The organism is Oryzibacillus soli, from assembly GCF_051594765.1.
GTDB lineage: Bacteria > Bacillota > Bacilli > Paenibacillales > NBRC-103111 > Paenibacillus_AR.
In genome coordinates this window covers 63,699-77,292 of record NZ_JBPPGJ010000013.1, presented here as the reverse complement: position 1 = coordinate 77,292, position 13,594 = coordinate 63,699, and the positions used below count along the sequence as shown (strand labels likewise).

The window sequence follows — 13,594 nt, the reverse complement described above, 5'->3', positions numbered from 1 at the left end:
GAGCAAAATACGTAATTCAACCGATACCATAAAGCCGGCCGGAGCCGCTATGATGAGAGCAGTTCTTCATTCCTCATGAAAGCGGTGTTGGTCAATGATAGGGTTGGTTGTTCTACATGTATTGTCTGCCGTGCTCGGCATGGGACCCGCCTTCGCGTTCCCCTGGATGCTTAAGCGAACCTCTTCGATTCGGGAGCTCCAGAGCCAGGCCGGGATGGTGGCCCGTCTGGAGGTCTTTCCCAAGATATTCGGCACTCTGGCCGTCCTCTCGGGTCTGGCTTTGTTCTTCGCCGGCTCCTACGGACCTTTCCGGCAGCTGTGGACACTGTGCTCTCTGGTCCTATTCGTTCTTATCGAAGTGCTGGTGATCGGATACCTGAACCCCGCAGCCGTCCGGCTGCTCCGGCTGGCCGATGAGCTGTTGGAGCGGCAGGTGTCCGAAGTGACCCCGGAGCTGGCGGCTGTAAGCACCCGGGTGCGTAATCTTCATCTCTGGTCCGGTATTCTGGGTCTGGCGATCTTCATCTTGATGATCGTCAAGCCGCACTAGGAGGGGATGGCATGGATACGCAGCTTCAGCGACGGTATTTGGGATGTCTGCAGACGGAGCGGCAGGCTCCCGGCTTGGATTATTTGCGGATGCTGACCCGCCGGCACCTCCACCGGTTCCCTTTCGAGAATATGAGCAAGTTCCATTATTACTTGACCTTGGGTAAGACGGGCTGGAGCTGGATGCCGACTCTGGAGACGTTCCTGGACCGCTTCGAACAGGAAGGCTTGGGCGGGAATTGCTACATTCTGAACCTTCATTTCGGACGCCTGCTGGAATCGTTGGGCTTCGCGGTGGAGACGGTCCGGGCGACGGGCGGGAATGTCCACTTGGCCAACAAGGTGACGGTGGGGGGACGGTCCTATTACGTGGACGTCGGCTATGGAGCCCCGTTATTTGACCCGATCGATCTTCTGGAGGAGCCCCGGTTTACCCGCCTGGGGGAAGAGGTGGAGATCTCCAGAGTGGAGGAGGGCCGGTATATGATCGACCGGAGAACGGACGGACGCAGCTTCGTCTCCAAGTGTATCGAATGGGGAGCGGTGGACCCGGAGAGCTTCGGGCCCCATATCACCCATTCCCTGCGGGACGAGGACGACAATCCGTTCATGAGACGGATCGTCTGCACCTTGTTCAAGCCGGATGCAGCTTACTCCGTCGTGAACAACAGGCTCTTCATCAAGTCGGACCGCGGCGTGACCGTCCATGATTTTCCGGAGAAGCGGGATTGGATGCAGATGATGGCGGCAAATTTCGGCTTGCGGGAGGAACGACTGATCGAGGCACTCCGATTCGTGGCGGAACGGGGGAACCCGCTGTTCTAAGCCCTTTCCCCGCTGAAGAAGCGGGTAGCCCGCAGGAGCTCCGCCGTAATAAAACGGACCCTTGCGGGCCGGATTCCGTTATTTACTTTCTCGTGAAAGCAAGCTATACTGAAGTCGGTGATCCCATGAATAAAACGTATACATTGAAGGAAATCGCACAGGAGCTTGGCGTGTCCCGGGCGACCATCGACCGCGTCATCCACAAGAGGGGAGACATCGGCGAAGAGACCACCAAGCGGGTGCTGGAGTTCCTGGACCAGGTCGGGTATGTGCCCAACAAGGTCGGCCGCAACCTGGCCAAGCGGACGGAGAAGCATATCCGCGTGCTGTTTCACGACGAGGACAATCCGTTCTATCAGGACGTGCGGGCCGGAGCGGAAGCCGCCGGCGAGGACGTGCGGGACTTCGGCTACTTCGTACATCTCCATAGCGTAAGAAGGAATCCGAAGGAGCAGCTGGAGCTGTTCCGGCGTCTGGTGGCGGAGGGAGGAGCGGATGCCGTGGCCTTGTCGCCCTTCGACCCGGAATCCTTCCGACATGCGGTGGCGGAAGCGGCGGACCGGAGGGTGCCTCTCGTGCTGTTCAACAACGACATCCCGGACAGCGGCCGTCTTCTCTACGTCGGCGCCAACTACCGTCAGAGCGGCCGTCTAGCGGGGGAAGTGCTGGCCAAGCATGTCCAGGAAGGCGAAGTGGCGGTGCTGAGCCGCTATTCCGATTACTGGCATAACCGGGACCGGATCGCCGGCTTTCGGGAGACGCTGGAAGGATACAGCGGGATCCGCATCGCGGAGGAGCGTCCCGAGTGCAAGGACCGGGAGTCCGCTTACGCCTGCCTGAAGCAGCTGCTCGAAGCCAGACCGGAGCTCAGGGGATGCTTCGCCGCCGATAACGACGAGGGCATCATCGACGGACTGTGCCGTGCCGTACGGGAGTCCGGCAGGAAGGACTTCTGCCTCATCACCCTCGATCTGAACGAGGAGTGCCGCCGCGGGCTGAAGGAAGGCGTGATCACGGCGACGATCGGCCAGGATCCTTTTGCCCAAGGGTATTACGCGGTGAAGCTCTTGTACCGTCTCCTGTCGGACAACAAGCTGCCGAAGCGGCGGGAGTGCTACACGAAGCTGGAGGTCATTTACCGGGAGAATCTGGACAATGCGGCGAATAATGCGATTCTGATACAGGCGGATTAAGAGAGGCCGGAAACGGGGGAATCCCGGTTCCGTCTCTTTTTACACCATAACTTTCACGTGAAAGTAACTCTATCGACAGGAGGATGCTGCATGAGCTGGTACCAACGAAGCTACCGACGCAACCTGGTGGATATGCACATTGAGGAGTGGGATAAGGAGTTCCTGTCCCGGTTCGACCCGGAGGACTACTTCCGGAATCTGAAGAAGGGCCATGTGGAATCGCCTATGATCTACATTCAGTCCCATGTGGGCTACTGTTACTGGCCGACAGAGAGCGGGCATATGCACGATGCGCTCCGCGGGCGGGAGACGATGATCCGGGATCTGTTCGATCTGTGCCACAAGGACGGGATGAACGTCATCGCCTACTACAGCCTGAACTATAACAACTGGGCGTACGAGGCTCATCCGGAATGGCGCATGCGCACGCTGGCCGGGTACGGCACGCGGGACAATATGGATACCTGGGAGGGGGAGCTGCCCTTCTGGATGATCCGCAACCGCAACGGCAGAATGGACCGTGGAAGCCGCTTCGGCATGTGCTGTCCCAACAGCGCGGGCTACCGGGAGTTCGTCTTCGAGCAGATCAAGGAGTTCACCGCCTACTTCGAGTTCGAGGGAATCTTCTTCGACATGATGTGGTGGCCGATGGTCTGTTATTGCGACTCCTGCCGGGACCGATGGAACCGCGAGGTGGGCGGCCCCATGCCGACGGTGGTGGACTGGAGCGACGAGCGGTGGAACCTGTTCCAGGCCAAGCGCACCGAGTGGCTGACGGAGTATGCCCGCACCATGACCGACGAGCTGAAGAAGCATAAGCCGGACTGCTCCGTAACCCACAACTATCAAGCGCTGAACCCCTGGTTCTACGGCGTCACCGAAAATGTCACCCTGGCCAGCGACTACGCGGCCGGCGATCTGTACGGCGGAACGGCGGACCATTCCTTCGCCTGCAAGCTGTACTACAGCCTGACGCAGAACCAGCCCTTCGAATTCATGACCTCCCGCTGTTACCCGGGGCTGGAGGAGCATACGACCATGCGGAGCAAGGACCAGCTCCGGCTCAGCGTCATGACGGCGCTGATGCACCACGGCGCCTGCGTCATGATCGACGCCATCGATCCCCGGGGCACGCTGGACACGCGCGTCTATGACCGGATCGGAGAGGTGTTCCGGGAGGTGGAGCGGCTGGAGCCGTACCTGGAGGGACGACTGGTCACCGATGTCGGCGTCCTCTGGAACATGAACGGCAAGCTGGACCCGGATCAGAGCGGTCTGCCCGTAGGCAGCACGAAGCTGGACTTCTTCAAGATGCCTCAATTCGACGCCGCTCTGAACGCCTCCAATGCCCTCCGGGCCCACCACGTTCCGTTCGGCGTGCTGCACAACGTGAAGCTCCTCGAGACGGAGCTGGAGCAGATCAAGGTGCTGGTGCTGCCGGATGTTCATATGCTGGGCGCCGCAGAGGTGTCCGCAGTGAAAGCCTTCGTGGAGCGCGGAGGCAGTCTCTACTTCAGCGGGCATTCCGCGCCGGAGCTGGCGGAGGAGCTGTTCGGGCTCCGGTTCGACGGCTTCACGGAGGAGAGCGTCACCTATATGGCGCCAACCCACGCCGGATGCGCTCTGATGCCGGATTACAATCCGGACTATCCGCTGGCGCTGTTCATGAAGCAGGCCCGGCTTACGGGAACGCCGAAGCCCGGGGTGGAGGTGCTGGCTACGATGACGCTGCCGTATACCGGACGTTTCGTCTCTATCCATTCCAATCCGCCGGGCAAGGCAACGGAGCTGCCGTCGATGCTGCGCACGGCTTACGGCAAGGGAATGGTGGTGTGGGCGGCGGCGCCCATTGAAGCGGCGGTCCGGGAGCAGCACAGCACGATTTTTGCGGGGATCGTGAGGAGCCTGGGCGGGGAGCTGTCCTTCTCGGCGGAAGCGCCGGAGCAGGTGGAGCTGGTCTTGTTCGACGTGCCGGAGAAGGGGAGGAAGTATGTGAACCTGCTGAACATCCAGGATTCTTTCCGGGTGATTCCGCTGCATGACTTCATCGTATCGGTCCTGTCGCCGGAGAAGCCGAAGCGGGTCGTATCTCTGCCGGAGGGCCGGGAGCTGCCGTACTTCCACGAGGAAGGCCGGGTCCGCATTCCGGTATCGAAGCTGGAGCTTTACGCCAAATGGGCGATTGAATATTAAGAGACGATGGAGAGGAGATCGGATACGATGAAGCGTTCAACGCGCGAGTTGGCTCAACAAGCACTGGATCAAGGGGAGGGCATCCTCCGGCTGGCGCCGGCCTGGGTCCCGCGCTCCTTCTGCCGTCCCGGCAAGCGGATCAAGCTGCATCCGGACGACTACTATAAGCTGGGGCTGGAGCGGGGCGGCATTGATGAGCGCTGGCTGGCCTCCACCACCCATGCGGAGAATGGGCCGCTGACCCCGGAGGACGAAGGCCTGAGCTATATTGTGGTGGACGAAGCGGCGGGCGGCAAGGTGCTGCTGCGAGATGCGGTGGAGGCGCTCGGAGGCGCCATCATCGGCGAGGGGCTGTGGAAGAAGTACGGCGCTTGGCCGGTGTATTCCAAATTCTTCGACAATATGGGCCCGCTACCCCACCATGTCCATCACCGCGACGAGCATGCCGCCCGGGTGAACCAGAAGGGAAAGCCGGAGATGTATTTCTTCCCGGCCCAGATGAACAACCACGGCGGTGAGTTCCCCTTCACCTTCTTCGGCTTCAATCCGGAGACGACGAAGGAGGAGGTCCGCGCAGCGCTGGAGCGCTTCGACAAGGGGGACAACGGGATCCTGGACCTGTCCCGCGCCCATAAGCTGACGCTGGACACCGGCTGGGATGTGCCTCCCGGCGTGCTGCACGCGCCGGGCAGCCTCTGCACCTATGAGCCGCAGTTCGCCTCCGACGTCTATTCCATGTGGCAATCGGTGCTCTACGGCGGCCAATGCGTGCCCCCGACCCTGCTCTGGAAGGACACGCCGGAGGAGGAATTGGGCCGCTTCGATTACCTGATGGACGTGATGGATTGGGAGCGGAACGTGGACCCGGACTTCCACCGCAGGAACTTCATGGCGCCGATCCCCGCGGGGAATGCGGAGGAGATGAAGCGGGCCGGCTACCTGGAGGAATGGATCTGCTACAAGTGCGCCCTTGTCAGTGCCAAGCGCCTGACCGTGTATCCGGGGCAGACCGTGACGGTGACGGACAGTGCCGCCTACGGCTTCATCCTGATTCAGGGTTACGGCACATGCGGCGTCTGGGACATGGAGACACCCACGCTGATCCGCTACGGCGAGCTGACCCGCGACGAGTTCTTCGTCACCGAGGCCGCCGCACGGAATGGTGTGACCATCACGAACCGCTCGGCCTCCGAGCCGCTGGTGATGCTGAAGCATTTTGCCGAGAACCCGGACTTGAAGCTGGGGTAAAGGGAAGGGACCGCAACAGCGGCCGGGAAATCGGCCTGTGCGGTCCCTTTTTTCGCGCGCAGCTGCTGGGCCGTCAGCCCAGCTTGGGCTTGGAGAAGAACGTCTTCAGCGCCTTGTAGACGTCGGCTTTTTCCCGGATCACGTGGTACAGGAACTTCTTGTGCTGAATGTGCTTGAAGGCGGACATCAGGGTGCTGCTCCGGTTGTACTGGTTCACCTCGCCGTAGCCGAAGAGGTTGGTGCGCTTCATCAGCTCACCGATGAGCTGGACGCACTTCTCATTGTCGGAGGTCAGGTTGTCGCCGTCGGAGAAGTGGAACGGGTAGATGTTCCAGTTGGCGGGGGGATACCGCTTCTCGATGATCTCGAGCGCCTTCGAGTAGGCGGAGGAGCAGATGGTGCCGCCGCTTTCGCCACGGGTGAAGAAGTCCTCCTCCGTCACCTCCTTCGCCTCCGTATGGTGAGCCACGAAGACGATCTCCACGTGCTCGTACTTGCGGCGCAGGAAGCGGGTCATCCAGAAGAAGAAGGAGCGGGCGATATACTTCTCAAAAGACCCCATGGACCCGGACGTATCCATGAGCGCCAGCACCACGGCGTTGGAGTGGGGCTTCTCCACTTCGTCCCAGGTCTTGAACCGGAGATCGTCGGGGGAGATGCCGTGAATACCGGGCTTGCCGGAGTTGGCATTGCGCTTCAGGTTCTCCATGATGGTCCGCTTCTTGTCGATGTTGGACATTATGCCCTTCTTGCGGATGTCGTGGAAGACCACATCCTTGGCCTGCAGCTTCTCCTTCTGCTTCTCCTCCAGATTCGGAAGCTCCAGCTCCTCGAAGAGAATCTCCTCCAGCTCCGCCATGCTGATCTCGGCCTCGTAATAGTCCTCACCGGGCTGGTCCCCGGCTCCCTCGCCCTTGCCCGGGCCCTTCTGGGCTTGGGGATCGACACCCAGCACGTCGCCGACCTGGCTGTCGCCGTCGCCTTGGCCCACATGCTTCTGCTTGTTGTAATTATATCGGAACCGGTACTCGTCGATGCTCTTGATCGGAACCCGGACGACCTGTCTGCCGTCGGACAGGATGATGCTTTCATCCGTAACGAGGTCCGGCAGGTTCTGGCGGATCGCTTCCTTCACCTTTTCCTGATGCCGGGTCTGGTCCTGATAGCCTTTGCGGTGCAGCGACCAATCCTCCCGGGACACGACGAACAGCGGGCTTGTCATGCTTGGAGCACCTCCTAGGGTTAATGGGGTTATACGGCAAAGTCCACGCGATAGGGCGATGTGCGGCATGGGGTTGTTACTAAATATATTCCGATTCCCCGGGGGTATGTGATGCGGGGAAGGATTTTGACGCAAGGTCTTGGCGGTTGGAGGATAATGGAAAAGGGGTGTCGAAGTGTACTTCCATTACATCTGTCGAGGAGGAATGAGAATGGCAAGCATCTTTAATCCGAAGCATCTGACGTACAAGCTGAGGCAGTCTCCGATTCCGGAGTTCGCGTGGCATACCAGTGAGAGATTGTCGGATACCGCTTCGTCGGAGCACCTTGTATTCGACATCCGGTCCCTGGATCCGGGCAAATATTCGTTCCCGTACCATTTCCACCGAAATGCCGAAGAGATGTTCGTGGTTCTGTCGGGGCGTGCCATGCTCCGGACACCCGAGGGCTTCCGGGAGCTGGAGGAGGGGGATGTGGCCTTCTTCGGCATCGGGCCGGAGGGAGCCCATCAGCTGTATAACCACACGGAAGAGCCCTTCCGGTACTTGGACATCCGTACGGACCAGGGGCTGGACGTGGTGGAGTACCCGGATTCCGGGAAGATCAATCTGCTGCCCGAGCAGGAGATCTACCTCCGGGAGGACCGGGTGGACTACTACCTGGGGGAGGACCAACCAGCCGAACATTGGAAGGGCTGTCCCGGACATCCGTCCGCTGGGGAGCCCGACCGTTCGGACCTGAAGGAATAAGGGACGGTGAAGAGGCTGCCCCATCTGTCGAACAGGCGGGGGTGATCCCGTCCGCCGCCCGTCTTTTTCCAATAATGGACCATAGAGCGTAGGCCCAAAGTCTGGTATGATGGTGGCAGCGCCTTCATTTATAGGGAATAGAGGGGAATCTATGAGAAGCAAGGGTTGGCTCGCCGTATCGATGGCCATGGCAGTAGGGTGGTTCGGAGTCGTTGCGCCGGTATCGGCGGAGCCTTCAGTGGAGGTCCGGACGGAGCAGATCCGGGCCGGCGGCAAGACCTGGACCGTCAAGACGGTGCGTGTGGATCTGACGGATCCGATGCTCCGGATCGAGCCGGTGACGGCGGAAGCGGGGATCGGCTACGACGAGCCCTTCGATTCGATGCTTGCAAGGACGGGAGCGGTGGCCGGCGTGAACGGCACGTTCTTCAATGCGTATGAGAAGGAGGCGGATATCCGCTATCCCAACGGGCTGATGATGGCAGGCGGGGAAACGCTGCATTCGGGCGAGAACCAGTCGCTCCTCCTTCAGGCGGACAAGACCGCGGCCATCCGGCAAATCGCCTTGGGTGTCCGGGTGACCTTCATCCGGGGCAAAGTAACCTCTACCTACTTCCCCTGGGGAATCAACAAGTATTACGGCGATCAGGAAACGGACCAGGTGGTGTGGTATACGCCTGCCATGGGCCGGGAAATTGCCTGGACGGGGACGAAGGTCGTGATCCGGGAGAACAAGGTGACCGAGATCACGGAGCGGACGGTGACGGTGCCGACGGACGGGTATGTATGCTTCGTGGGCAACAGCGCCAACAACCGGCAAAATCTTCTCCCCCGCATTAAAGTCGGCGATGAAGTGGAAGCGGTCACCGTGGCCAAGAATCCGGTAACCGACGAAGATCTGGATCCGGGACAATGGATCGCCGCCATCGGGGTCGGGCCCAAGCTGGTGACAGGCGGCGCAGTGGATGTGGATTACAAGCGGGACGGCTTCGAGGATCCGAAGATCACCACCCAGGCCAACCGGAGAAGCTTCGCAGGACTGGACCGGGAAGGACGGCTGGTGCTGGGCACGATGGACGGCGCCACGGTCCGGGAGGAGGCGGAAGCGGCGTTGGCGCTGGGTCTTACGGAAGCGATGAACCTGGATGGCGGCGCCAGCTCGGCCCTCTATGGGGACGGGAGGATGCTGACCGCGCCGGGCCGGCCGCTCAGCAATGCGCTGGTGGTCCGGCGGATGGAGGAGGCGCAGGTGCAGATCGCCGTGAACGGCAAGTTCGTCCCGAATTTCCAGGGCTTCATCCGGAATGAGACGACCATGGTTCCGATCCGGCCCCTGCTGCAGGCGATGGGAGCGTCGTTCGTATGGGACGGACAAGCTTTCCAGCTGACGGTTAAGAAGGACGGGCAGACGCTGGTGCTGAAGGCGGGTGACCGGACGGCCTTATGGAACGGAGAAGCGCGTCCTCTGAAGGAGCCCGCCGTGCTGGTGGACGGGCATCTGGTGCTCCCCCTCCGGTTTATGGTGGAGACGTGGGGCGGCAAGGTGGACTGGGACGGCAGCTTGTTCCGGGCCAAGGTAGAGATCGGCGGGTCTTAAGGGAAGAGGGTGTCCCCAAGGTAATCTGGGGGCACCCTCTATTTGCATTAGGAATCCCGGTGTCCGACGGAGATCCTTCCGGCTTCGGTGGCCTCGTTCCGTGTGCCGTCCAGCGCAGGGGGAAGCCATCCGGAGGCGGAACGTACCGGCTTGTAGATCCCTTCCGGAGCGGGAATGTCCTTCCAGGTCCGGTCCTCGCCGTTGAACTGGGGGAGCCAGGGCGAGAGCGCCTCGAACATCTCGTCGCACATGGCCCATACCTCCTCCGGCGTGCAGACCGCCGAGGTCAGAGGATCGTGCAGCGCCGCCAGCTTCACCAGCTCCCGGTTCCCCGTCAACGCCGCTTCTACGGCCATCTCCTGCACGCTGATGCTGGTTCGGCAGGTGGCGGCGCATGCCAGGGGAAGCGCTCCGACCCAGGAGGCTTGGATGCCGTTGCGGTCCGCGTAGCAGGGGAGCTCAACGGTGCAGCCATCAGGCAGGTTCGTGATGAGCCCCCGGTTGCCGACGTTGAAGTGGCCTCTGTAGGTCCGGCCCGTCTCCAGCGCTTCAATGATGTAGGAGCCATGCTCCTCTGACCGCTCTCCCAGCTTGATGTACTCGGCCTCGCCGCTCATCCACTTGGGGTACATCCGCTTGTACTCATCGGTTTTGTCCCGGCAGTGGTTCAGGTAGCCGGCGGTCTCCCCGCCGATCCATTCGCCCGTATAGATCCAGCGGGAGACTTCCTCCTTGCGCTTGCGGTACCAGGGCAAATATTCGCTCAGGTGCCCGTTGGATTCGGTGGAGTAATAGCCGAAGCGGCGCAGCACGTCGATCCGGCAGGGCTCCCTCCGGGACAGCTCCGGATGCTTCTCGAAGGCCTCGAGCAGGTACGGCGTCATATCCCGCCCCTGATGGGACACTTGAATGTACCAGGTCTGGTGATTGATGCCGGCGCAGATGAAGTCCACCTCCTGCTTCGGCAGGCCCAGGGCCGTCGCGATCTGATAATGGCCGCCCTGCACACCGTGGCACAGACCGACCACAGGCACGCCTCCCGCCCGGCGCAGCGCCCAGGTGTTCATGGCCATCGGATTGGAGTAGTTCAGCAGCAGGGCGTGAGGAGCAGTCTCCCGCATATCCTTCGCCAGATCCAGAAGGACCGGAATCGTCCTTAAGGCGAAGAACACGCCGCCCGGTCCCAGCGTATCCCCGACACATTGGTCCACCCCATACCGGAGCGGAATCTCCACATCGTATGCGAAGGCCTCCAGCCCGCCGACCCGTGCCGTACAGAAGACATAATCGGCTCCGGCTACCGCTTCCCGGCGGTCGGTCGTGGCCCGGATGATTGCCGGCAGACCGTTGCTCTCGATCATCTTGCGGCACAGGTCCGTGACCAGCTTCAGGTTCTCTTCGTGAATGTCCATGAAGCGGAACTCCGTGTCCCGGAATTCCTCCACGGCCAGCAGGTCCATCATGAGCCTGCGGGTGAAGCCGATGGAGCCGGCTCCGATCATCGCTATTTTCAACACCCGGATCTCTCCCTTGTTATAAAATGTTGCTCTGCCCATTTCTCGCATTCATGATACAATACCAGGATAAGAGAAGCATTCAAGCGGTACAATGGTAAAGAAGTGCGAATGGAGGGTAATATATTGCTGGATGCCATGGATGATTCCTACTCCTTCCGTTACCCGGGATTCCCCGATTACGGGTGCGGCTATGTCAGGGCGGTGGGGCGGGAACGGGTGAACACGGCGGATTATGATTGGGATGGGATGGCGCGGCAGGACCGGAATATCTGCATCTTCCAGATCACCCTGTCCGGCAGGGGGGAGATTCGGTTGGACGGCGAGATGCACAAGCTGGAGCCGGGGATGGCGTTTTTTGTGCCCGTTCCCGGGGGGCACCGGTATTATTTTCCGGAGGGGGCCGATCATTGGGAGTTCCTCTATCTGATTCTCCCTCTGACCGAAATGCCTATCGATTATATGGCGAAATACGGCTCCATCGGGGTCTACGACGAGGACGGAGAGGCAGTCCGCCTGCTGCGGCGGATCCACAGCCTGGCGGTTAACCGGCAGATCCGGGACGGGTACCAATCCTCTGCCTTAGCTTACCAATTCATGATGGAGCTGTTCCGGAGCCGGACGGCGCCTTCCGCTGACGAATCCGGGCTGCCGGAGGCGGTGAGCCGGGCCCTTCGGTATATGGAGCGGCATTACGGCCGCATCGGGGGTTTGGACGATCTGGCGGCGGTATCGGGACTGTCCCGCTACCATTTTCTCCGCCTCTTCCGGAGCGCAACCGGGACCACTCCCGTGGAGCATCTCAACAAGCTGAGGATGGAAAAGGCGGCGGTCCTGCTGCGGACCACGGACCGTACGCTTGATGAGATTGCGGCGCAGGTGGGATTCGCCAACGGCAACTATTTCTCCAAGGTGTTCCGGCATTGGGTCGGCACCTCGCCGGGGCGATACCGTTCCGGCAAGGACATGGACACGGCCGGCAATCTGACCATCCGCTGACAGCTGCAGGATACTCCGGCGAACGAAAAAAAGCACCCGTGAAGGGTGCTTCGGACACTGCCGCGCCTGCTTGTTCGCAAGCAGTTACACGGCGGAGGCCAGGATCAGGCCGATGATGAACATCAAGGCTAGAAAACCGATGACGAGACCGTTGAACACGGTGCCCAGCACCGCGAAGACCTTCTTCCGCTCCCGCTGCACGCAGCCGACGATGCCCAGCACCAGCCCGATCAGATTGCCGGCGAAGGTGCCGAGCATCAGGAAGAGGATGACGGCCAGCTCCGGCATATCCTGAATCCGCTGGGTCACCTCTTCGGATTGGACCGCGTCCGGATCGCTGAAGTCGATGACGCTGGCCAGCTGGGTGATGAATGCGACCAGCAGGGCTACGAAGGCGACGGCCATCACGCCGAACAGGATGAAGGAAGCAATGCCGAGCCCGGAATGCTTGCGGACGGGAGGAACATCGTCCTGCACGGGCGTGAAGCCTCCGGCGTGGGGGATGGGGGAGGACTGCACAGGCGTGAAGCTGAAGGGATCCTGCTCCTGGGGGCGCGTCCGTTCATTCTCTTGTGCATTCTCCTGCCCCTGGGGATCTTGCGATGAATCGTTCTTCCATGGATTGTCCAAATCGGGGTCACCTCGTAAGCTGTTTTGCTCATCGTATCATGGGAAATCGTGGTAGCGCAATGGGAGGTAATTACAGAAATTTAGGCAATTTCCGCCAAAATGTGGTATGATTTGTCGTAGGTGCGCTGTATACTAATCGGGTACAAAAGGGAGGAATCGATATGAAATATACGTTATGCCAAACGGTCCGAATTGTGGATATGAACGATGAGATCTTGACGGAAGTCCTCTTTGAGCACGGAGTCGTGGAAACGCCGCAGCCGGTGATCGGGGCGACCGTGATCACGTACCAGCTGGGTCTGAAGCAATTCGAGGTGGTGTACGATAAGCGGGAGGGCAAGACCAGCCGTTCCAAGATCATGGATATGGAGATCGACCTCCTGGGCGATACCAACAAGACCCGCGTCTTCCTGGAGCCGGTCAAGCTGATCGTAGGCCAGCATGACGTCGGCATCGTCTGATAAGCTATGAAGCGGATTCTGGCATGGGGTGCGGTATTCGGTTTCTTGTCTGTGGCGATTGGAGCGTTCGGCGCCCACATCCTGAAGGAACGTCTGGATGAAGACGCCATGGCGGTGTTCCAGACCGGGGTGCAGTATCATATGGCCCACGCGCTGGCTATGGTTCTTGCGGCGCTGCTGGCCGACAGGCTGGCAGGGAAGGCGTCCGAGCGACTCGCTGTGCGGGCGGGCTGGTGCTTCGCGGCGGGCATTCTGCTTTTTTCGGGGAGCCTCTATGCTTTGGCGGTCAGCGGGGTGAAGGTGCTGGGAGCGATTACGCCGCTGGGCGGCGTGAGCTTTCTGGCGGGCTGGGCGATGCTTGCGGCGGCCGGATGGCGGCGGTAATCATAGAAGCCGGGCTCCGGCTTATGAATAG

General features: G+C 60.7%; 13 protein-coding genes. 10 read left to right on the top strand and 3 right to left on the bottom strand.

Going from position 1 to position 13,594, the window contains the following annotated elements; translation table 11 throughout:
- Positions 1-94 precede the first annotated feature (94 nt).
- The 5 genes from ACSEXW_RS18215 to ACSEXW_RS18195 all read left to right on the top strand — a co-directional run bounded on the left by ACSEXW_RS18215 (position 95) and on the right by ACSEXW_RS18195 (position 6,008).
- Positions 95-550: a DUF2269 family protein gene (locus ACSEXW_RS18215; protein WP_438447596.1), complete on the top strand. Its 456-nt coding sequence runs from the start codon at positions 95-97 to the stop codon at positions 548-550.
- Positions 551-561: 11 nt separating this feature from the next.
- Positions 562-1,374 (top strand): arylamine N-acetyltransferase, encoded by an 813-nt coding sequence (locus ACSEXW_RS18210; RefSeq protein ID WP_438447595.1) that lies wholly within the window; start codon positions 562-564, stop codon positions 1,372-1,374.
- Positions 1,375-1,499: 125 nt separating this feature from the next.
- Entirely contained in the window at positions 1,500-2,567 is a 1,068-nt protein-coding gene (locus tag ACSEXW_RS18205; protein WP_438447594.1) for a substrate-binding domain-containing protein, read from the top strand.
- Between the two features lie 90 nt (positions 2,568-2,657).
- On the top strand, positions 2,658-4,760 hold the full coding sequence (locus ACSEXW_RS18200; protein WP_438447593.1) for an alpha-L-fucosidase: 2,103 nt from the start codon (positions 2,658-2,660) through the stop codon (positions 4,758-4,760).
- A gap of 27 nt (positions 4,761-4,787) precedes the next feature.
- Entirely contained in the window at positions 4,788-6,008 is a 1,221-nt protein-coding gene (locus ACSEXW_RS18195) for a hypothetical protein (protein ID WP_438447592.1), read from the top strand.
- Positions 6,009-6,081: 73 nt separating this feature from the next.
- On the opposite strand, the gene yhbH is transcribed toward ACSEXW_RS18195, so the two are convergent.
- Positions 6,082-7,230: a sporulation protein YhbH gene (gene yhbH / locus ACSEXW_RS18190; protein WP_438447591.1), complete on the bottom strand. Its 1,149-nt coding sequence runs from the start codon at positions 7,228-7,230 to the stop codon at positions 6,082-6,084.
- Positions 7,231-7,441: 211 nt separating this feature from the next.
- Between yhbH and ACSEXW_RS18185 the strand changes: the two genes are divergently transcribed.
- Both ACSEXW_RS18185 and ACSEXW_RS18180 read left to right on the top strand, forming a co-directional pair.
- Entirely contained in the window at positions 7,442-7,978 is a 537-nt protein-coding gene (locus tag ACSEXW_RS18185; protein ID WP_438447590.1) for a cupin domain-containing protein, read from the top strand.
- Between the two features lie 151 nt (positions 7,979-8,129).
- Positions 8,130-9,575, top strand: coding sequence for a phosphodiester glycosidase family protein (locus ACSEXW_RS18180; protein WP_438447589.1), 1,446 nt, complete (start codon positions 8,130-8,132; stop codon positions 9,573-9,575).
- Positions 9,576-9,622: 47 nt separating this feature from the next.
- Here the strand turns inward: ACSEXW_RS18180 and ACSEXW_RS18175 are convergent, their stop codons facing one another.
- A complete protein-coding gene (locus ACSEXW_RS18175; protein WP_500797272.1) occupies positions 9,623-11,077 on the bottom strand; it encodes an alpha-glucosidase/alpha-galactosidase in 1,455 nt (484 codons plus the stop codon).
- A gap of 138 nt (positions 11,078-11,215) precedes the next feature.
- On the opposite strand from ACSEXW_RS18175, the gene ACSEXW_RS18170 reads away from it, so the two are divergent.
- Complete coding sequence (locus ACSEXW_RS18170) at positions 11,216-12,088, top strand: helix-turn-helix domain-containing protein (RefSeq protein WP_438447587.1); 873 nt, start codon at positions 11,216-11,218, stop codon at positions 12,086-12,088.
- Positions 12,089-12,172: 84 nt separating this feature from the next.
- Here the strand turns inward: ACSEXW_RS18170 and ACSEXW_RS18165 are convergent, their stop codons facing one another.
- Entirely contained in the window at positions 12,173-12,718 is a 546-nt protein-coding gene (locus ACSEXW_RS18165) for a stage II sporulation protein M (protein ID WP_438447586.1), read from the bottom strand.
- Positions 12,719-12,879: 161 nt separating this feature from the next.
- Between ACSEXW_RS18165 and ACSEXW_RS18160 the strand changes: the two genes are divergently transcribed.
- The gene (locus ACSEXW_RS18160; RefSeq protein WP_438447585.1) at positions 12,880-13,179 is read left to right on the top strand and encodes a hypothetical protein; all 300 of its coding nucleotides are present in this window, start codon (positions 12,880-12,882) and stop codon (positions 13,177-13,179) included.
- A gap of 6 nt (positions 13,180-13,185) precedes the next feature.
- Positions 13,186-13,563 (top strand): DUF423 domain-containing protein, encoded by a 378-nt coding sequence (locus tag ACSEXW_RS18155; RefSeq protein ID WP_438447584.1) that lies wholly within the window; start codon positions 13,186-13,188, stop codon positions 13,561-13,563.
- The last annotated feature ends 31 nt before the right edge of the window (positions 13,564-13,594 follow it).

Excerpts from the sequence above, each read along its gene's own strand:
- ACSEXW_RS18205 (WP_438447594.1), top strand. The coding sequence starts at position 1,500 with ATGAATAAAACGTATACATTGAAGGAAATCGCACAGGAGCTTGGCGTG.
- yhbH (WP_438447591.1), bottom strand. The coding sequence starts at position 7,230 with ATGACAAGCCCGCTGTTCGTCGTGTCCCGGGAGGATTGGTCGCTGCAC.
- ACSEXW_RS18210 (WP_438447595.1), top strand. The coding sequence starts at position 562 with ATGGATACGCAGCTTCAGCGACGGTATTTGGGATGTCTGCAGACGGAG.
- ACSEXW_RS18200 (WP_438447593.1), top strand. The coding sequence starts at position 2,658 with ATGAGCTGGTACCAACGAAGCTACCGACGCAACCTGGTGGATATGCAC.
- ACSEXW_RS18195 (WP_438447592.1), top strand. The coding sequence starts at position 4,788 with ATGAAGCGTTCAACGCGCGAGTTGGCTCAACAAGCACTGGATCAAGGG.
- ACSEXW_RS18215 (WP_438447596.1), top strand. The coding sequence starts at position 95 with ATGATAGGGTTGGTTGTTCTACATGTATTGTCTGCCGTGCTCGGCATG.
- ACSEXW_RS18175 (WP_500797272.1), bottom strand. The coding sequence starts at position 11,077 with ATGATCGGAGCCGGCTCCATCGGCTTCACCCGCAGGCTCATGATGGAC.
- ACSEXW_RS18180 (WP_438447589.1), top strand. The coding sequence starts at position 8,130 with ATGAGAAGCAAGGGTTGGCTCGCCGTATCGATGGCCATGGCAGTAGGG.
- ACSEXW_RS18155 (WP_438447584.1), top strand. The coding sequence starts at position 13,186 with ATGAAGCGGATTCTGGCATGGGGTGCGGTATTCGGTTTCTTGTCTGTG.
- ACSEXW_RS18185 (WP_438447590.1), top strand. The coding sequence starts at position 7,442 with ATGGCAAGCATCTTTAATCCGAAGCATCTGACGTACAAGCTGAGGCAG.
- ACSEXW_RS18160 (WP_438447585.1), top strand. The coding sequence starts at position 12,880 with ATGAAATATACGTTATGCCAAACGGTCCGAATTGTGGATATGAACGAT.